This window comes from Polaribacter sp. Q13, from assembly GCF_016858305.2.
In the GTDB taxonomy this organism is placed as follows: Bacteria; Bacteroidota; Bacteroidia; order Flavobacteriales; family Flavobacteriaceae; genus Polaribacter.
Genome location: NZ_CP074436.1, coordinates 1,936,332 through 1,954,758 on the forward strand (window position 1 = coordinate 1,936,332; position 18,427 = coordinate 1,954,758).

19 protein-coding genes are annotated in these 18,427 nt (G+C 30.3%); 7 read left to right on the top strand and 12 right to left on the bottom strand.

From position 1 onward, the window contains the following. Positions 1-22 precede the first annotated feature (22 nt). The 3 genes from JOP69_RS08125 to JOP69_RS08135 all read left to right on the top strand — a co-directional run bounded on the left by JOP69_RS08125 (position 23) and on the right by JOP69_RS08135 (position 2,383). Positions 23-916, top strand: a complete 894-nt coding sequence (locus JOP69_RS08125; protein WP_203393927.1) for a hypothetical protein — start codon at positions 23-25, stop codon at positions 914-916. Positions 917-1,315: 399 nt separating this feature from the next. Beyond that, positions 1,316-1,735, top strand: coding sequence for a DUF2141 domain-containing protein (locus tag JOP69_RS08130; protein ID WP_203393926.1), 420 nt, complete (start codon positions 1,316-1,318; stop codon positions 1,733-1,735). Between the two features lie 24 nt (positions 1,736-1,759). Next, the gene (locus JOP69_RS08135) at positions 1,760-2,383 is read left to right on the top strand and encodes a hypothetical protein (protein WP_203393925.1); all 624 of its coding nucleotides are present in this window, start codon (positions 1,760-1,762) and stop codon (positions 2,381-2,383) included. 69 nt (positions 2,384-2,452) lie between these two features. On the opposite strand, the gene JOP69_RS08140 is transcribed toward JOP69_RS08135, so the two are convergent. From JOP69_RS08140 to kynU, 9 genes are all read right to left on the bottom strand, one after another. After that, entirely contained in the window at positions 2,453-3,538 is a 1,086-nt protein-coding gene (locus JOP69_RS08140; RefSeq protein WP_203393924.1) for an amidohydrolase family protein, read from the bottom strand. 142 nt (positions 3,539-3,680) lie between these two features. Beyond that, complete coding sequence (locus JOP69_RS08145) at positions 3,681-4,214, bottom strand: 3-hydroxyanthranilate 3,4-dioxygenase (protein WP_203393923.1); 534 nt, start codon at positions 4,212-4,214, stop codon at positions 3,681-3,683. A gap of 197 nt (positions 4,215-4,411) precedes the next feature. Further along, entirely contained in the window at positions 4,412-5,188 is a 777-nt protein-coding gene (locus JOP69_RS08150; RefSeq protein ID WP_203393922.1) for an SDR family oxidoreductase, read from the bottom strand. A gap of 118 nt (positions 5,189-5,306) precedes the next feature. Continuing rightward, positions 5,307-5,525, bottom strand: a complete 219-nt coding sequence (locus JOP69_RS08155) for a DUF6500 family protein (RefSeq protein WP_203393921.1) — start codon at positions 5,523-5,525, stop codon at positions 5,307-5,309. A 3-nt stretch (positions 5,526-5,528) separates the two neighbouring features. Beyond that, positions 5,529-6,665 carry an FAD-dependent monooxygenase gene (locus tag JOP69_RS08160; RefSeq protein WP_203393920.1) on the bottom strand — a complete coding sequence of 379 codons (1,137 nt, stop codon included), beginning with the start codon at positions 6,663-6,665 and terminating at the stop codon, positions 5,529-5,531. A gap of 7 nt (positions 6,666-6,672) precedes the next feature. Then, positions 6,673-7,197 (bottom strand): DUF1697 domain-containing protein, encoded by a 525-nt coding sequence (locus JOP69_RS08165; protein ID WP_203393919.1) that lies wholly within the window; start codon positions 7,195-7,197, stop codon positions 6,673-6,675. A gap of 8 nt (positions 7,198-7,205) precedes the next feature. After that, positions 7,206-8,153: a hypothetical protein gene (locus JOP69_RS08170; RefSeq protein ID WP_203393918.1), complete on the bottom strand. Its 948-nt coding sequence runs from the start codon at positions 8,151-8,153 to the stop codon at positions 7,206-7,208. A gap of 13 nt (positions 8,154-8,166) precedes the next feature. Continuing rightward, positions 8,167-9,576 (bottom strand): NAD(P)/FAD-dependent oxidoreductase, encoded by a 1,410-nt coding sequence (locus JOP69_RS08175; protein ID WP_203393917.1) that lies wholly within the window; start codon positions 9,574-9,576, stop codon positions 8,167-8,169. 53 nt (positions 9,577-9,629) lie between these two features. Beyond that, positions 9,630-10,889 carry a kynureninase gene (gene kynU, locus JOP69_RS08180; RefSeq protein WP_203393916.1) on the bottom strand — a complete coding sequence of 420 codons (1,260 nt, stop codon included), beginning with the start codon at positions 10,887-10,889 and terminating at the stop codon, positions 9,630-9,632. A gap of 140 nt (positions 10,890-11,029) precedes the next feature. Here kynU and JOP69_RS08185 point away from each other — a divergent pair, with 140 nt between their 5' ends. The 4 genes from JOP69_RS08185 (at position 11,030) to JOP69_RS08200 (ending at position 14,316) form a co-directional block, all read left to right on the top strand. Continuing rightward, positions 11,030-12,217 (top strand): C40 family peptidase, encoded by a 1,188-nt coding sequence (locus tag JOP69_RS08185; RefSeq protein ID WP_203393915.1) that lies wholly within the window; start codon positions 11,030-11,032, stop codon positions 12,215-12,217. A gap of 22 nt (positions 12,218-12,239) precedes the next feature. Beyond that, entirely contained in the window at positions 12,240-12,809 is a 570-nt protein-coding gene (locus JOP69_RS08190) for an outer membrane beta-barrel protein (protein WP_203393914.1), read from the top strand. A gap of 121 nt (positions 12,810-12,930) precedes the next feature. Next, positions 12,931-13,512, top strand: coding sequence for a hypothetical protein (locus JOP69_RS08195; RefSeq protein ID WP_203393913.1), 582 nt, complete (start codon positions 12,931-12,933; stop codon positions 13,510-13,512). Positions 13,513-13,638: 126 nt separating this feature from the next. Then, positions 13,639-14,316: a YiiX/YebB-like N1pC/P60 family cysteine hydrolase gene (locus tag JOP69_RS08200; protein ID WP_252191213.1), complete on the top strand. Its 678-nt coding sequence runs from the start codon at positions 13,639-13,641 to the stop codon at positions 14,314-14,316. A gap of 318 nt (positions 14,317-14,634) precedes the next feature. On the opposite strand, the gene JOP69_RS08205 is transcribed toward JOP69_RS08200, so the two are convergent. The 3 genes from JOP69_RS08205 to JOP69_RS08215 all read right to left on the bottom strand — a co-directional run bounded on the left by JOP69_RS08205 (position 14,635) and on the right by JOP69_RS08215 (position 18,373). Beyond that, positions 14,635-15,507, bottom strand: coding sequence for a M23 family metallopeptidase (locus JOP69_RS08205; RefSeq protein ID WP_203393912.1), 873 nt, complete (start codon positions 15,505-15,507; stop codon positions 14,635-14,637). Positions 15,508-15,518: 11 nt separating this feature from the next. After that, positions 15,519-17,411 (bottom strand): phosphoglycerate dehydrogenase, encoded by a 1,893-nt coding sequence (serA, locus tag JOP69_RS08210; RefSeq protein WP_203393911.1) that lies wholly within the window; start codon positions 17,409-17,411, stop codon positions 15,519-15,521. A 140-nt stretch (positions 17,412-17,551) separates the two neighbouring features. Continuing rightward, entirely contained in the window at positions 17,552-18,373 is an 822-nt protein-coding gene (locus JOP69_RS08215; protein ID WP_203393910.1) for a hypothetical protein, read from the bottom strand. Positions 18,374-18,427 lie beyond the last annotated feature (54 nt).

Genomic DNA, 18,427 nt, shown 5'->3' on the forward strand with positions numbered 1-18,427 from the left:
AATTCTAAAATTATTTATTATCATGAAAAAACTAACATTATTAGCACTCTGTGTATTCTTAACCTATTCCTGCACAAATACAGAAGAAGAAAACGGATCTCTTAACGCTCCTATTATTGCCATTGATGTTGTAGAAACGGTTTTCTTACCAAAGAATAGCGTAGAAATAAATGCTACAATTTCAGATACTGGTAATCAGACACAAACTATTCTATGGAAAAAAACTGCTGGTGGTGCTGCGGATTTTGAAAGCGATAAAAAAGACATTACGATTACAAACTTAGTAGAAGGAAACTATAGCTTCACTTTAACTGTAAGTAATAATAACAACCAATCATCCAAAGAATCTATCTCTTTTAGTGTAAGTGACGCTAAAGTACTTTACAATTTAGATTTTGAAAATTCTAACGAAGGCTTTACAACAAGTATTTTTGGAAATTACACTGCTGGAAAAGAATTAAGAAACGTTACCGAAGAAACAAACCACTGTGGTACCGTATACATGGGTAAAAAAGAAGATTTTACAGATTGGCTTACTTATTCTTATGAAGGCAACAACTCTAACTTTGTAGCAACAAATATGGGTACTTGTCTAGGTTATTTTACTTCTGCTATTCAAAAAGAAATAACCTTTACAGAAGATTTCTCTAATGGTAAATTAGGAATTCAATTTCAATATTATAAACCTGGAGATTTTTCTAAATGGGGAGATTATAATTTAGAAATTCTCATTTTTGAAAATGATTTAAACTATACATCAGAACCAATTATGACTTTTACTCCTACTGCAAACCCAAAAGGTTGGAGTTTATATAATGAAAATATAAGCTTAGCAAAAGGCACTTATAAACTTGTAATTAGAAACACCAACGCACAAACTGCAATAGATAATATAACCTTTTATAAAAACAACTAAAATGAAAACTACTACTGCTACTACTAAAAAAATCGATCTAAAAAAAATAGGTAAATTAATATTAAAAGAATTAAAAGAAATAGGGAAAGCTGCTTCTTTTGCAATGAGTCATTAACTTTAAATACATCTTCTAAAAAAGGTTGTCTAAAAAGTGAATTTTTGTCAATTTGAATTTATTTCAGATTCTTTTGAAATTTGATATTCAGTAAATTAAGATACTGAAACAAGTTCAGCATGACAAGATTTATTTCTTTTTAGACAGCCTTTTTTTTCGTTATTTATAAAAAAACAAGTATTTTTTACATTTCAGAAACAAAAAACAACAATTCGGTATTATTCTTGTGTATTTCAAGTAGAAACATCAGATATTTGAATCATCAATAAAAAAGAAAAACAATCATGAAAAAATTACTTTTAATATTAGCCATCGTTTTTAGTGGCATTTCAACTACAAACGCACAAGAAAAAACGGCTGATTTAACAATAAATATTTCTGGTTTAAATTCTGATAAAGGCACTTTATTAGTTGGTCTTTACAACAAGAAAGACCATTTCTTAAAAAAACAATTTAAAGCTGATACCGCAAAAATTAAAGACAAAAAATCTATCGTAATTTTTAAAGATTTACCAAAAGGTGAATATGCTGTTTCTTTTGTTCATGATGAAAATGATAACAAAAAAATGGACACGAACATGTTTAAAATTCCTAAAGAAGACTATGGTTGCTCAAACAACGCGAGAGGCTTTATGGGACCTCCAAAATACGATGATGCTAAATTTCAATTAACAGCAAACAAAACAATTGAAATTAAAATATAACCCAATTACCTAAAACTTTTTAAGATGAAAAAATCTATTTTAATCATTGCAATTTTCATTGCGACAGGGATTGCTGCGCAAACAAAATATCAAAAAGGAATGCAAAAAGCATTCGGATTCTGGCAAAAAGGAAACATGACGGAAGCTTCTCATTTATTTGAAAGAATATCTAAAGCTGAACCAAAAAAATGGATGCCCGCGTATTATATCGCAACGGTAGAGATTTTAAGTAGCTTTGGTTTAAAAGATGAAACTGTTTTAAAAGCGAAATTAACAAAGGCTCAAGAATTTTTAGATGTCGCCAAATCAAATTCAGAAAATAATCCAGAAATTATAATTACCCAAGCACTATTAAACCTAGGTTATATTGCCTTTGACGGACAAAAATACGGCATGACGTTATCTGGAGAAACGAGTCAATTATATGCAAAAGCATTACAAATAGCACCCAACAACCCAAGAGTTATTTTAGGTAATGCAGAATGGAATATGGGGTCTGCTCGTTTCTTCGGAAAATCTACAAAACCATATTGTACAGAAATTAAACGTGCCATTGAGCTTGGCAAAAAAGAGGAAATTGATATTGAATTCTACCCAAAGTTTATGTTAGAGAGAGCTGAAAATGTTTTAAAACAATGTGAAAAGTAGTATTCAGTTTTCAGTCGCCGTTTTCAGTTAATCATGGACTGAATACTGCAACTGTTAACTGCCAACTTATTAAGAGAGTATCTTTCTTACTAATTCTTGCTTCGCAACCTCATCATCACCAAACAACCATTGCAACACATTATCTTCCCAAATTTGTCCTTTTTCTGTTTCTGTAATAATATTCTCATTAACTGCTAAATCTAAAATTTTACCAGGATAAGAAGACTGTGCATCACTTTCCATTTCTCCTAACGGATACGGATCGTCTAAACCCATTAAAACCTGACTTACACCTTGTCTTTTAAACATTAATTTTAACGAATCGGTATCATGGACCAACGTATCAAAAAAGATATTTTTATGTCCGACTGCCTTTCTAGGATGCGTTTTACCTTCAAACAAATCGGGTCTACCATCAAAACCCTGAATCCTTCTTCCTAAGTTCATTTGTGCCAATTGACCACCATGCGCAAAACACGTTCTTATGTTTTTAAAACGCTCTTGCATTCCGTTTAAAGTATAAAAATGATACGCATCTCCGCATTGTGCCAACATCCAAATTAAATGAAAACGCCAATTGGTATTTTCTAATTTTATCATTTTATCACCATCATACGGGTGAATTTCTATTGCCAATTTATATTTATCTGCCAATTCAAAAATCCGATCATTTTCTTCATCAAACACACAACGCCATTGCCCAATAGAATCCATAAAATGTGTAGGTAAGCATAATACTTTTAAGCCTAATTCTTCTACACACCGTTTTATTTCATCTAAAGCACCATAAATAAAACCAGGATGAACCACAAACCCACACGTAAATTTAGATGGATGTTCTCTTTGCACTTTTGCATTAAAATCATTCTGAAAACGCAACGCTTTTTTCATTTCTTCTAAACGCAATCCATTACCGTATAATTGAGAAAGATTTAAAACAACCGCATGGTCTAGCTTGTTTTTTTCCATCCACAATAATTTCTCATCTAAGAAAAAACTAGAATCTGTTACAGGACGTTTCCATCCTTTCTGCAACATGTGTTTACGCTCATCATCTACCCAAAAAATTTCTTTTTCCTTCATAAAATCAGGAATTTCTTCTGGATATGGTAATAAATGCGAATGTCCGTTTATGCGAAGTTTTCTTTTTTCCATCTTTCTGAATTAATTTCAGTGTTACGGTGTCATTGCGAAGAAAGTTTTTTTACTTTCTGTGGCAATCTCATTTTTGAGAATGAGATTGCTTCGTTCCTCGCAATGACGACCAATTTATTTTTTTACTGCATACCATAACTGATTAACTGCCAACTTTTTTCGGAGCTTCCATTACCGTTCCACAATTATCACACGTACATTTATTTATGTCAGAATAAAATTTATCAAAAATTATTGGCAAGTCAACTTCTATATTTTTTAGCTTAAATTTCTTTCTATACAACAAGTTTCCACAGTTTTCACAATACCATTGCAAAGCATCTTTCATCTTTTTGCTTCGCGGATATTCAATTACCAAACCAACCGTATTTTCTTTTCTTTGCGGCGAATGTGGTACTTTTGCGGGCAACAAATAAATATCACCTTCATTAATTTCTACATCAATTTGTTCGCCTTTGTCATCAATGATTTTTAAAATCATATCACCTTCAACCTGATAGAAAAACTCCGGAGTTTCATTATAATGATAATCTTTTCTATTATTTGGCCCACCAACAACCATAACAATATACTCACCATTATCCCAAACTTGCTTGTTACCAACGGGTGGTTTTAATAAATGACGATGTTCATCAATCCACTTTTTAAAATTTAAAGGCTGTACTAAATTTCTCATATTGTTTGGGTATTTAGATGTTTAAAACAAAAATCTATACTTTATAAAGTTAGTCTAAAATATTTTCGTTTTAAATATCTTTATTCTTAATTCTTATAAATATTTGGGCGTTCCCTAAAGGTCGGGCTTTTTACTATATCTTTTTGCAAAAAAGCAAAAAGGATGCCGTTTCAATCCCTAACGCAAAATCCGTTAAACTATAAACTTTTCGTTCTTCCACCATCAACCGGAAGATTAATACCATTAATATAACTTGCTTGTTCACTTGCTAAAAAAACAATAGCTGCAGCAGTTTCTTCGGATTTTGCAAAGCGTTTTGCGGGCACATAATTTTTCATAATTTGCTCCATTTCTGCTTCTGTAGTGTGCTCAATTTTTGCTTTGATCTTAATAATCTCATCTAAACGAGCCGTGTCTGTAAAACCTGGCAACACGTTATTTACTGTTATTTCAAATTCTGCCAATTCTGTAGACAATGTTTTTGCCCAATTTCCAACCGCATTTCTAATCGTATTAGAAACTCCTAAACCAGGAATTGGCTCTTTTACAGACGTAGAAATGACATTAATAATTCTACCAAATTTTTCTTTTTTCATAAACGGAACCAAAGCTTGTACCAAAATCTGATTACAAACAACATGCATTTGAAACGCATTTATTAAATCTGACGAAGTTGCAGAAATTAAAGCGCCACTTTTTGGACCGCCTGTATTATTGACTAGAATATGAAATTTTAATTTAGTCCTTTCTAAAACTTTTTGCAGCTCTTGTGGGGTAGAAAAATCGGCAACCAAATAACTATGACACTGATTATTATTGGGTAATTCTGCTAAAACAACTTTTAACTTTTCTTCATTTCTAGCAATTAAAGTCACATTTATGCCTTCTTCTGCTAATAAAATTGCAGTTGCTTTTCCTATTCCTTGTGTGCTTCCACAAACTAAAGCGTTTTTGTTATGTAATCCTAAATTCATATTTTATGTTTATGTCTAGTCGAGCACAGTCGAAAATTATATCATTTTACAATCTATGCAATTTGTCTCTTGTCTCTTGTCTCTTTTTCCTTGATTCTTTGTTCTTGATTCTTGGTACTTATTTATGATCTAAAACCATTTGTTTAATCTTCACGGCTTTTTCAAAATGATCTAATTTATGAGTTTCAATCCACCATTTTGCGACTTCCATTAACAAAACCGGATTGTCATTTTTATTCTTAAAAAAAGCATAAAATGACAAACCAACACTAGTTCCTTTTTTAGCTATTTTTTCATCACAAACTTCAATTATTTTTTCTTTTATATCTTTATTCATATTTTATTTTTCTAATTGATATAATGCTATCATTTTCTTATTTATAATACTTTTAGGAACATTTTTTAAGATAAAATTCCGAAAACTTTGACCATATTTCCAATGTGCCATTTTACCGGTCATCCAAGATTGATTAACAACCAAATTCACTTTCTTTTGTCTTTTCTGTTGAAACAACTCAAAAACATTTTTGTCTTTATTTTCAGCTATTAAATTACTTAAATAATAGGCATCTTCAATAGCTTGTGCTCCTCCTTGTCCCATATTTGGAGTTGTAGCATGACCAGCATCTCCAATTAAACAAATATTATTTTTATGCCATTTTTTAAGTGGGTTTAAATCGTGAATATCACTTTTTATAATTTGATAGATTTCTGTTGCAGCAATTAAGTCAGTTATTAAAGGATCAAAATCAGAAAACATTTTTAGCAACTTCTCTTTTACCAAATTAACCTCTACTTCCTCATTTTCTTTTGCCAAAACAACTGCAAACCAATAGGTTTTATCTTTTGAAACTTTCGATATTCCGAATCTAATTTTATTTCCCCAAAGTTCAAATCCTCTGTGTAATAAATCGTCTTCTAACACCCTATTTGTAATTCCTCGCCAACAAGTTTGCCCAGAATATCTTTTGCTACTTTCTGGAAATAACTGTTGTCTGACTTTAGAGTTGATACCATCTGCAGCAATTAAAAAATCTGTTGTTGTTTTAGAAGCATCATTAAATGTAACTTCTATTTTATTAGCTGCTATTTCTTTAAAAGATTCAAAACCTTTGTTTAAAAATATTTTCTCTTTCGGAATTTTATCAAATAACAATTTTTGAAGCGCTGCTCTATGAATTGCAACGGTTGTATAGCCAAAAATATCTTTTATAAAATCTTGATTACTATCTGAAATTGGTGATAAATCTTGTTTGCCAATGGTAATTCTATCAATAAAATTGCCGTTAGCAATTACGTCTTCTAAAACACCTAAACTTTCTAAAACTTGCAATGCATTTGGCGCTAACCAAATTCCGGCGCCGACTTCATTTAAAACAGGTGCTTTTTCAAAAATTTGGTATTCGATTCCTTTTTGTTCAAAAGCCAATGCTGTCGTCAATCCACCAATTCCTGCGCCAATGATTGTATATTTCATACCAATTTTAATTGCTTTCTGCCAACTCTAATAACTTTAATGTGGTATTATAATTTCTAGTTGTTGCGCTTACATACAAGCTTCTCTCAAATAAATTATTAGAAAGTTTAGTTTTAGCAAAACCAGTTTCGCAATAAATATATACCATATCATTATCTATTAAATATTTATCATTCTCAATATCTTTTACCTCAACTTTTGTTTCATATACTTTTTTATTTAAAAAAACAAAGGCAACTATTTTGGTGTTGTCTGTAGGAAAAGGGTAACTAGCAATTGCTTTTTTTAATTGAGGAATTGTTCTTGCAATTACAGGAATATCAAAACCAAATTTATTTTGAATTCCTTCATTAATTTTCTTACAAATCACAGATTTACCATCATCAGATTCTAAAATAATGTTTCCACTCTGAATGTATGTTTGTACGTTTTTAAAACCTAAATCGTTTAATAAATCACGTAGTTCTGCCATTGGGAGTTTATTTTTTCCCGACACATTTATTCCTCTTAATAAAACAATAAAACTCTTCATAATATGAACTAATTGGTTGGTTTTTGTAATGTTATTTTTACTTTTCTTATAAAACAGCAATTTGCAGTATCTTCTTTTTTAAGTAAAAACCTTTTAAAAGATACTGTTTTTAACTTAAATTCTTCTCGCTTCATTTCTGAATTATTACTTGTAAAATAAAACAAATGTTTAGGATTTTTTAAATCAATTTTATGATAAAAAAGATTTTTAATACTACCCTCTAGTTTTTCCTTTTTTAATTCCTCTTCGCTAAAATCAATAAAACTGACTTGTCTTTCATTTATTCTATCAATTCTTAACATTCTTTTTTGAAACTTAGAAAGCTTTTTCTTTTTATCCATTAATTTTAAAAGCATCTTTTTCTCTTTTTCTGTATGAAAAAAAGTATTACAAACATTGTAATTAATTTCATTTTCAACATTAGTAAAAATACTTAATCTTACTTTTAAAGAATCTTTTTCTAGATAAGCACGATACCCTAAAGTATCTTTTTTATTTAAAAACCGTTCTATACTTCTAGCTTCCGCATCGTAAGTAATATATGTAAACATCCCTCTATAATTATCTCTTTTAAAATTAGGGTATAATTTAACAGTTAAGTTTGCTGCAGTATCATTTGTGTAAATTAAAAGATCAGAAATACTATTTTCTTTTTTTTCCCAATCAATATTTAATGTTTTGTTTGCTAAATTCAACCTTTTTATAGATTTATTCGTAGCACTTACAATAGGGTCTTCATTTGCTTTTTTAACTTCAGAAATAATAAAATTTAATACAAGAGCTACTAAGAAAACACCAATAATACTTATAACAAATTTTAGAATAGTTTTAAAAATCTTATTATTAGAAACACTTCCTCTCTTTTTTTTACCTAAATACGAGTTTTCATTTTTTTTAGCCTCTGCATCATTTTTAATATTTTTATCAAATATATTTATTGGAAGTTTATTTTTCATTACTTACCTCATATTATAATCTTGTTAGATCATACTCTTCTAAAATAATATTGGTCTCTATTATCACTTTCTCTAAAATAACTTTTAACTCGTCTTTTGTCATGTTTAAATGCGTGTGGACTTCTTCTCCTGCAATTAAATTCAACAACGCTTTGTCTTGCGCTCTACCCTTTTTCATGGCTTCGTTGTACCCAATATTTGCATTAAAAGTGACTAACGAATATTTGGAGAAATACTCAGTTGGAAACGTCTTTTCTAAATCCATTTCTATTTTTCTTTTCTCTTTAAAAATAGGATTTGCCACATGATCTCGCATTTCATAAAAGTTATCAATTGCTAAATCTGCAATGGCATCCGTATCTTGTTTTCTTGCTTTTTGATAGGTTTTAAAAACAGTCTCCCAAGAATCTAAATTTTGATTTAAAATTTCATCAAAAACAGTAACATCTTCAAACGAGGCATTCATACCTTGTCCGTAAAATGGTACAATTGCATGCGCAGAATCACCCAATAAAACGGTTTTATTTTGATAAGACCAAGGCGAACATTTTACGGTTCCTAAAGCACCTGTTGGATTGTTTATAAATTCGTCTTTTATATTCGGAATGATTGCTAAAGCATCGGGGAACTCTTGCTCAAAAAACTGTGTTATTTTTTCTTCGGATGTTAAATTTTCGAAATTAAATTCGCCTTCAGTATAACTTAAAAATAGCGTAACGGTAAAACTACCATCTAAATTGGGTAAGGCTATTAACATGAAATCACCACGAGGCCAAATGTGTAAATGCTGATTGCTAATTTGATGTTTCCCGTTTTTATCCGCAGGAATTTCTAATTCTTTATATCCGTGATTTAGATAATTCTGAGAATAGCTAAACAAAAATTTACGTTCTAAATAATAGCTTTTTCTTAGAGAAGAACCTGAGCCATCTGTACCAAAAATTACATCTGCTTTTATAGAAAATTCTTGCTTGGTTTCGTAATCTTTAAAATGTGCGGTATTATTTTCTATATCAACATTTTTACATTTTTTATTAAAATGAATGTTTACATTTTCGTGCTTTTCTGCCTCGTTTAATAAGAGAGCATTTAAATCGCCACGAGAAATAGAATTGATATATTCATTTTCTCGACCAGAATAATTAGAAGCAAAGGTATTTCCTTTTTTGTCATGGATTAATCGTCCGAACATAGGAATACAAATTTCTCTAGCCTTCTCTTCTACTCCGCATAAACGCAATGCTTTAAAACCTCTGTCCGATAAAGCTAGATTGATAGATCTTCCGGCAGAAATATCTACTTTTCTTAAATCTGGTCTGCTTTCATACAATTCTATTTTATAACCTCTTTGCGCTAAGCGTAAAGCAAGTAAGCTTCCACATAAACCAGCACCTATTATTAGTATAGTATCTTTTCTGTTCATTTTTTCAAAAATTAAACCTCACAGGTTTTTAAAACCTTTGAGGTTTCTTGTATCTACAATAACTCTTTTAATATTGAAACCATGCTGTACACATCTTCAAAAGTATTATATAATGGAGTTGGCGCGCAACGGATAACATCTGGTTCTCGCCAATCTGTAATAATATGTTTTTCTGTTAGTTTTATATGCAAACTTTTATCGGCATTTTTAACCTGAATGGACAATTGGCAACCACGTTCTTTTTGATTACTTGGTGTAATAATTTTAATATCTTCAGAACCAATTTCATTGATTAAATACTCGAAATAACCGGTTAGTTTTTCTGATTTTTCTCTCAAAGCATCCATACCAACTTCATCAAATAAATCTAAAGACGCTTTTATGGCCGCCATAGATAATATTGGCGGATTGGATAATTGCCAACCTTCTGCTCCTTCCATTACATCAAAAGGCATTCGCATATTAAAACGGGTGGCTTTATTGTGATTCCACCAACCAGAAAAACGTGGTAACTCTTTATTTTTTGCGTGTTTTTCATGGACAAATAATCCGGCTAAACTCCCTGGTCCTGAGTTTAAGTATTTGTACGTACACCACGCAGCAAAATCGACTCCTGATTCATGCAAATTTGGTTGAATATTTCCTGCTCCGTGTGCTAAATCAATTCCTACAACACAATCTTTAGCATGACCAATCTGAGCGATCCGCTCTAAATCTAAAAACTGACCAGTGTAATAATTTACACCTCCAATTAATAACAACGCAATTTCGTTTCCTTGTTCTTCAACAATCGTTTCTAAATCTTCTATATTAAGTAACTCTTCTCCTACTCTTGGTTTCCACTCAATAATATCGTCTTTAGAAAATCCGTGAAATTCTAATTGAGATTGCACTGCATATCTATCCGAAGGAAAAGCATCACTTTCTATAACAATTTTATATTTTGTTTTTGTTGGCCTGTAAAACGACACCATTAACAAATGTAAATTAGTTGTTAAGGTGTTCATAATCACAACTTCTATCGGTTTTGCGCCAACAATTTTCGCCATTTTATCAGTTAATAATTCATGATAATTTAGCCATGGATTTTTTGCTTCAAAATGACCTTCTACTCCTAAATTAGCCCAATCTTCTAATTCCTGATTGATATATCCTTTGGTAGATTTTGGCTGTAAGCCTAAAGAATTCCCTGTAAAATACAACCAATCTTTTCCGTTTTTGTCTTTCGGAATATGGAATCGGTTTCGCAAATAAGAAAGTGGATCTTCTTTATCTTGCTGTTTGGCAAATTCTAAATTATTTTGATATTTCATCAGCGTTAAAAAATGAGTGTTTCCAAATATAAAACAATCCTAATTAGATTTCAATTTTTAGATGTGAATTTCAAACTTTTTTACCACGAATTCACAAATTATAAAGAATATAGTTTTGTATTTTAGCAAAAACATTTTTAATGAAAATTATAAAAAACGTTTCTTTTTTAATGCTAATGGTTTTTATGTCTTGTAAAAACGACACAAAAACAATAACTGAATTAGAAAATATTCAATCGAATTTAAAAGCAGAATTTGCTCCAGACAAGCGTGTGGAATTGTTTGACATCAAATTTGAATCAGTAGACAATCATCTTATTTTAGAAGGAGAAACTACTTCTAAAAAAGCTTTTTTGATACTTTTAGACAGCTTAAAAAATAGAAAATTAGCATTTACCAATCATGTACGTATTTTACCTGATTCTGCTGTAGGAAAACTACAATATGCAATTGCTAGAAATTCGGTCATCAATATTCGGTCTCAACCAAAACATTCTGCAGAATTAGGTACACAAGGTTTGCTTGGAATGTCTTTAAAAGTATTGGATAAAAAAGGTGATTTCTATAGAATTCAAACTCCAGACAATTATATTTCTTGGGTTGATAAAGGCGGAATTCAATCGATGACTAAAAGTGAGTTTGATGCTTGGAATAACTCTAAAAAGGTACTTTTTACTGAAATTTTCGGGTATACTTATGCTGATAAATCAGCAAATTCTGAAATTGTTTCTGATATTACTTTTGGTGGATTGCTTCAATATATTTCTGAAGACAATGATTTCTATAAAGTAAAATATCCTGACAACAGAATTGGATTTATTAAAAAGAATGAAGCTGTTATTTATAGTTCTTGGCTAAAAAATATAGTTGCATCAAAAGAAAATATTGAAACTGTAGCTAAAACCATGAATGGTTTTCCTTATTTATGGGGCGGAACTTCTAGCAAAGGAATTGATTGTAGTGGTTTTACTAAAATGGTGTATTTAATGAATGGTTTTATCATTCCTAGAGATGCTTCTCAACAAATTAATGCTGGTAAAACCGTAGATAAAAACTTAAAATTTGAAGGTTTAGAGAAAGGTGATTTACTTTTCTTTGGTACAAAAGCGACCCCAAATAAAAAACAACGTGTTACGCATGTTGGTATTTGGTTAGGTAATAACAAAATGGAATTTATCCATTCTTCTGGAAACGTGCATTTGAGTTCTATGAACGCTGATGAAACTAACTATGATGAATTTAATAAGAATAGATATTTAGGAAGTCAACGTTATTTAGGTGTCAAAGATGAAATGATTGTAGACTTGAAAGAAAAAATAAAGCTTTAGTTGTTACGTATTGTAAAACATTATGAATAAAACGCTGATATTATTAATGATTGTTCTGACTTCAAATTTAGTTGAAGCTCAGTTTATAAAAGAAAAATCAATAAATGCTCAGATCGGATATGGTATTAGCGCTCCTTACAATAGCATTGACGAGGTTGCTGATAATGGTTTTTTTATACAAGGAGAACTAGTATTAAAAGTGGCTTCTTGGTTTGAATTAAGACCATACGCAGGTTTTATTTTGACAAATTCAAACGGAAAAGATTTAAATGACAATCCGACAAATGAAAAAGCCGAATCAAAAGCTTTTTTACTTGGAGGAAAAGCAAGAGTTCGGGCACCAATTCCTTGGGTTGCACCATACGTTGAAATTGGAATAGGTACTTCAATTGGAAAATTTGAAACATTTACAGCTTTCGATAATATTGATAAAAGTGGAATTATATATCACATCCCTTTTTCAATTGGACTAGAGTTAGGAAAGAATAATAATGTTGATTTAGGATTTACTTATTATTTTCAACCATCAGTCCAACAATTCGCTGGAGCTTTTGCTGTTGGAATTACATTTCCGCTGAATAATAAAAAATAACGTATCACAACAATTAATTACCTAATTGCAAGAATATTAATAAAATATTGTCAGGCTTTCCATATCTGATTATTTTACTAACTTTAGTGTTTAAATGACGTTAGCTTTAATTTACTTAAAAATGAAATTAATACAAAAACGAGGAGAAAAAACTAAAGAATTTGAATTAATAGCTAATGAACTATTTGTCAAAGAAAAAAGTCTTTTAAGTACAAAAGAATGGTCTGTTGATATTGAGAATATTGCTCATTACAAAACCATTGAAACACATTCTAAAAAAGGAGTTAATATTATTGGAATCGTATTTATTTTAATTGCAATTTTATCTTGGGTTGGATTATTTATTGAGGGAAATTCTAATGGAGAAAAAGACGTAATTATTTGGGGTGGAATTTTCATGCTCTTTCTAGGTATTATTGCTTTAAAAGCTCCTATGAATAATACTTTAACGATTAATACATCTCATGGAAATCTAATTTTTTACTTAGATTCTCCATCAAGAGATGAGGTTGAAGAATTTGCTTCCGTTTTAATTAAAAAATCGAAAAAGAGTTTAGTTGAAAAATATTCTAGAGTAGATTTTGATATTCCAGAAGAAACTTTTATTGAACAAATAAATTGGTTATTGAATAATAATTTAATTGACATCAATTTTTACAATGAAAAGAAAAATGAATACAAAATTCAAAAACTAATCAAGTAAATACTAAAGCAAACACCATTTATAAAAAATAAATAGATTAATGTTTTACCCAAAAAGCAACTTTTTATAACACAACAATATTGGTCCTAATTTAAAAATGCCTTAAAAATCAATTACAAAACAATCATGAATAAAACACCAAAACGAACTTGCATCCTCATTATATTCTCCTTTGTTTTCTTAAGTTGCCATAACAATAAAAACAAAAGTAATTTTGAATTAAAACAAGGTGATTTACTGTTTCAGAATACAGGAACGGGCGAAATTGATAATGCCATTAAAGATGTAACAGCAACTTCATTAGCTAAAAACTATTCTCATGTTGGAATGGCAATGAAAAAAGACGGAAAATGGTTTGTAATAGAGGCGATTCCTAAAGAAGGAATTTGCCAAACTCCTTTAATAAAGTTTTTGAACAGAAATAAAAATAAGTTCAACAAATCTGCAACCACGGTTGCAAGACTAGATAATTATTACCAACCTTATATATCTAAAGCAATAGCATATGGAGTAGAAAGAATAAATACGCCTTATGATGAGATTTTTTTATGGGATGACAACTCTTATTATTGCTCAGAATTAGTTTATAAAATGTTTTCTTCTCAAGATTTACCAACAGAATCTATTCCTTTTCTTACACACTCAATGACGTTTAACGACAGCTCAGGAAACCCAATGCCTAGTTGGAAAGCTTATTACAAAACTCGAAACCAACCTATTCCTGAGGGCATTGAAGGTACAAACCCAAATTTGATGGCTAGCAGCCCTCGTATTAAATTTGTACATGATTATGAGAATGAATAAATGATAAAGTTATTTTATATAAATTACAGTTGACAATAGCGTACAAAATTATTTAATATTCTATTTTGTATTTCTTACCTAAATTTAATAAAAACAGCATTTGTTCTTTTAATAAACAGATTACTTCGTTTCTCGGAATGACAGCATGTTAACAAACAAGTCTAGCCCTGATTGAAACCTTTCGACTTCGCTCAAGACAGGCTTTCATCCTTTTTGCTTTTTCTGCAAAAAGATATAGTGGAAAGCAGGAAATAGCTTCAAAAAAAACACCCTTCAAATTACAATATCTGAAGGGTGTTTTAAGCTTTATAAAGTGAGTTAATACTTTCTTTGATACTTTACGTTTTCTTCTAAGTAAACCGAAGCTTCTGTTCCGTCGTTAATTTTAAACTTGGTTTTAAGGGTTTCTCGCTTGATAATTTCTTGCTTAAAAACCTCAAAGTGTAAATGTGGATTTGTAGACCAACCAATATTTCCGCTTTTTGCTATTAACTGACCTTTTGTTACTTTATATCCTGGTTTTACTTTAGCCGAATTAGTGTTAATATGAGAATATTCTGAAAATGAACCATCTGAATGGTAGATTAAAATAAAATTATTATACTCTAAGCAGCCTTTTGTTATACAGGTTTTGGTATTATAATCTACCACCTTAATTACAACGCCTTCTCTTGCTGCATAAATATCTGTACCAATTGGCATGAGAAAATCTAGCGCATTTTTCTTTTGATGTGTTTCTGCCCCATTATAGCCTTGAGACACTTTAAACTTTTTTCCTTTTTTATAAGGGAGGTTGTAAATGTATTCTTGATTTGAAACAGTATCTTTCTTTTTTACAGAAATAGTGTCTTTATCTTTTACTGCAACCGTATCTTTCACCTTCGTTGCAAAATCTCCGTAATTATACCTTGTTTTGGAGTTGTACTTGTACTTACCTGCTTTTATTGCTTTTAATGTAGTAATTACAAAGTCTTTTGTTCTTGCAGGAATTAGGTACGTTTTAAAATTCCCGTTAGATGTAGACAAATTCACTAACTCTAAATCTACTTCAACCGAAACCGGACAATACTCATTGTTGTCTGCTAAAAACTCAAATCCATTCTCTGCTTTTTTAAAATAGGTTTTAAAATTAAGTTGAGAGAATGAATTATAAGAAATTAATAAAATGAAAATAAATAGATATTTATTCATTGGCTATATTACTAATACAGCACTCTAAATTTAATCGTCCCTTCAATTTCTCTTAAGGCATCTAAAACTTCTTTGTTGTATTCTTTGTCTAAATCTGTAATTACATATCCTACTTTTGAGTCTGTAGATAAAAATTGACCATTAATGTTCAAATCATATTCTGCTAAAACTTTATTGATTTTAGCCATTACACCCGGTACATTCTTATGAATATGTAAAAAACGGTGTATATTTGTTTGTCTTGGCAAACGAATATTTGGGAAGTTTACAGCATCTACTGTATTCCCTGAATTGATGTACGCCATAATTTTACTTGGTACAAAATCTGCAATATCTCTTTGCGCTTCTTCTGTACTACCACCAACATGTGGTGTTAAAATTACGTTTGGTAAACCTTGTAATTCAGAATAGAATTCTCCGTTTTTTCTAGGTTCAGAAGGATATACATCTACTGCAGCTCCTGCTAATTTTCCGCTTTTTAAAGCAGCCACCAATGCAGGAATATCTACAACAAAACCTCTTGCTAAGTTTACTAAAAGTGCACCATCTTTCATTTGAGAAATTTCTTTTTCTCCAATAAAGTTTTTGTTTGCAGCATTGTCATCAATATGTAAAGTAACCACATCTGATAATGCTAATAAGTCTGATAATTTATCAACTTTAGTTGCATTTCCTAAACCTAAAGTATCTTCTACATCATAATAGTAAACATCCATACCTAAAGCTTCTGCTAAAATTGATAATTGTTTACCAATATTACCATAACCAACAATACCTAGTTTTTTACCACGTACTTCTCTAGAACCTTCTGCTGTTTTATTCCATTGACCATTGTGAATTTCTGTACTTCTTTGAAAAACACTACGCATTAGCATAATAATTTCTCCTATTGCTAACTCTACAACAGAACGTGTATTACTATAAGGTGCGTTAAAAACAACGATTCCTTTTTCTTTACACGCATCTAAATCTATCTGTTTGGTACCAATACAAAAAGCACTTACTACCATTAATTTATCTGCAGCATCTACTACTTTTTGAGTAACGTTTGTTTTAGAACGAATTCCTAACACGTGTACGTCTTTAATTTTTTCTATCAATTCGTCTTCAGACAAACTTTTAGAAACGGTTTCTACAGAAAAACCATCTGAAGACAACTTTTTAAAAGCATCTGGATGTACGTTTTCTAATAATAATATTTTAATTCTGTTCTTTGGGTATGAGATATTTCTTGGCAACTTGTTTACGTATAAAAATTCATCTAAATTTGGGGCAATATGGTCTGCGTTTTCTGTTGTTTTAATTCGAGAAACGTTTTCTGTGTACGCAAAAAACTTATCTGCTACACCAGCTTCTCTAGTTACATAATCGCTGTACCCATCGCCAATAACTTGTATTTCTCCTTCTAGGTTCATGTCTTTTAAACACTTTATCTTTCCGTTGTGCTGAGAAAGTGGATTGTTGGCATCGAAACCAATAATTTCTCCATCTTCTGCAAACTCAAAAGTATTTGCATACACTCTACCTGAAGGTATATTGTATTCTTTTACAATAGGATCTATAAATTCTTTAAATCCGCAAGAAATCACATAAATATCATCTGCAAACTTTTCGAAAAATTCTTTGTTGCTTTCTATGGATTTTGATACTTGCTTTTTTAAAGCTACTACTAAACCAGATAAATCGGCTTTGTTTGCTTTTAATAGCTTAATTCTTCTTTCTAAAGATTCCGTGAAGGATATTTCTCCGTCAATACCTAAATTGGTAATGTCAATTATTTCTTGAATAATTGCGTCTTTTCTAGGATTGTTTTCAAGGGTGATTTCAGCTAAAACATCTAATGCTTCTACCTTGGTTAAGGTGCTGTCAAAATCGAAAATATAATTTCTTTTTGTGGTAATCATTACTTAAGAATCTTGGTTGAATTTAAGTGAGTAAATCTACAAATATAGTAGGATACTATAAAGCTATTTTAAAGTTTTATGATATCTTTTTTATTTATTCTTTATATTAAAAAATAATAGTAATAAAGTGTTTTTTAACCTTAAAAATTATGAAATCCTAAAAGAAGTAACCACCAAACAATTGGCAAAGACTCAACAAAAAAAGAACTATAGTACTTAGATTGTGCTGTTCTAGCCCTCATCAGGAAAATAATCAATAGAAAAAAGAAAATCATAAATGGTGTTTTTACCATGCTAACACTAGAAATTAAATATTCTAAGACTAATGAAAACACCAATAGCATTAATCCTAATTTCTTCGTTTTTTCTATGCCTATTTTTTTTGGTATTGTTTGCAAAGAAATAGCGTCATACATTATGTCTCTTATATCAAACGGTAGTATTAAAATTACAACAATTAAAAACCGTTGCAACATTAAAAGCATCACGTTTAATGTAATTTCCTTACCTACAGCTATCAGCGGAATTAAGACCGTAAACCCAGCCCAAACTAAGGCAACCACAATAATTTTTAAGTAACTGACTTCTCTTAAATTTTTATCGAATCCACTTAAAAAAGGAACTGCATATAACACCGTTAACAAACAAAAAGGAATCGTGTAATACAAGGTTTCTACAGAAATTTGAACCACAAAATAACACAACGCTAAAAAACAGAAAAACGAGAAAATCTGGATATTTTTTAACCCTTTTGTTAAACTTCTGTGATGTAATTTTGCCATACCCGCATATTTTACAAAATTATACCCTGTAATAGTTCCAAAAAATATAAAGTAGTTTAAGTTGCCATTGTAAGGCAACTCTAAATAAATTTCTGTAATTCTTAAAAATGCATATACAGAAAATGCAACATGAATACTTGCATTTATATAAAAGTCGAACATTAATTTTAAGAATCTCATTCGGCAAAAATAGGTTTTATGTTCATAACATTCATTTTTGGTTGATAATTCTCT

Coding starts and splice junctions, on each gene's coding strand:
- JOP69_RS08125 (WP_203393927.1), top strand. CDS start 23: ATGAAAAAACTAACATTATTAGCACTCTGTGTATTCTTAACCTATTCC.
- JOP69_RS08130 (WP_203393926.1), top strand. CDS start 1,316: ATGAAAAAATTACTTTTAATATTAGCCATCGTTTTTAGTGGCATTTCA.
- JOP69_RS08135 (WP_203393925.1), top strand. CDS start 1,760: ATGAAAAAATCTATTTTAATCATTGCAATTTTCATTGCGACAGGGATT.
- JOP69_RS08140 (WP_203393924.1), bottom strand. CDS start 3,538: ATGGAAAAAAGAAAACTTCGCATAAACGGACATTCGCATTTATTACCA.
- JOP69_RS08145 (WP_203393923.1), bottom strand. CDS start 4,214: ATGAGAAATTTAGTACAGCCTTTAAATTTTAAAAAGTGGATTGATGAA.
- JOP69_RS08150 (WP_203393922.1), bottom strand. CDS start 5,188: ATGAATTTAGGATTACATAACAAAAACGCTTTAGTTTGTGGAAGCACA.
- JOP69_RS08155 (WP_203393921.1), bottom strand. CDS start 5,525: ATGAATAAAGATATAAAAGAAAAAATAATTGAAGTTTGTGATGAAAAA.
- JOP69_RS08160 (WP_203393920.1), bottom strand. CDS start 6,665: ATGAAATATACAATCATTGGCGCAGGAATTGGTGGATTGACGACAGCA.
- JOP69_RS08165 (WP_203393919.1), bottom strand. CDS start 7,197: ATGAAGAGTTTTATTGTTTTATTAAGAGGAATAAATGTGTCGGGAAAA.
- JOP69_RS08170 (WP_203393918.1), bottom strand. CDS start 8,153: ATGAAAAATAAACTTCCAATAAATATATTTGATAAAAATATTAAAAAT.
- JOP69_RS08175 (WP_203393917.1), bottom strand. CDS start 9,576: ATGAACAGAAAAGATACTATACTAATAATAGGTGCTGGTTTATGTGGA.
- kynU (WP_203393916.1), bottom strand. CDS start 10,889: ATGAAATATCAAAATAATTTAGAATTTGCCAAACAGCAAGATAAAGAA.
- JOP69_RS08185 (WP_203393915.1), top strand. CDS start 11,030: ATGAAAATTATAAAAAACGTTTCTTTTTTAATGCTAATGGTTTTTATG.
- JOP69_RS08190 (WP_203393914.1), top strand. CDS start 12,240: ATGAATAAAACGCTGATATTATTAATGATTGTTCTGACTTCAAATTTA.
- JOP69_RS08195 (WP_203393913.1), top strand. CDS start 12,931: ATGAAATTAATACAAAAACGAGGAGAAAAAACTAAAGAATTTGAATTA.
- JOP69_RS08200 (WP_252191213.1), top strand. CDS start 13,639: ATGAATAAAACACCAAAACGAACTTGCATCCTCATTATATTCTCCTTT.
- JOP69_RS08205 (WP_203393912.1), bottom strand. CDS start 15,507: ATGAATAAATATCTATTTATTTTCATTTTATTAATTTCTTATAATTCA.
- serA (WP_203393911.1), bottom strand. CDS start 17,411: ATGATTACCACAAAAAGAAATTATATTTTCGATTTTGACAGCACCTTA.
- JOP69_RS08215 (WP_203393910.1), bottom strand. CDS start 18,373: ATGAGATTCTTAAAATTAATGTTCGACTTTTATATAAATGCAAGTATT.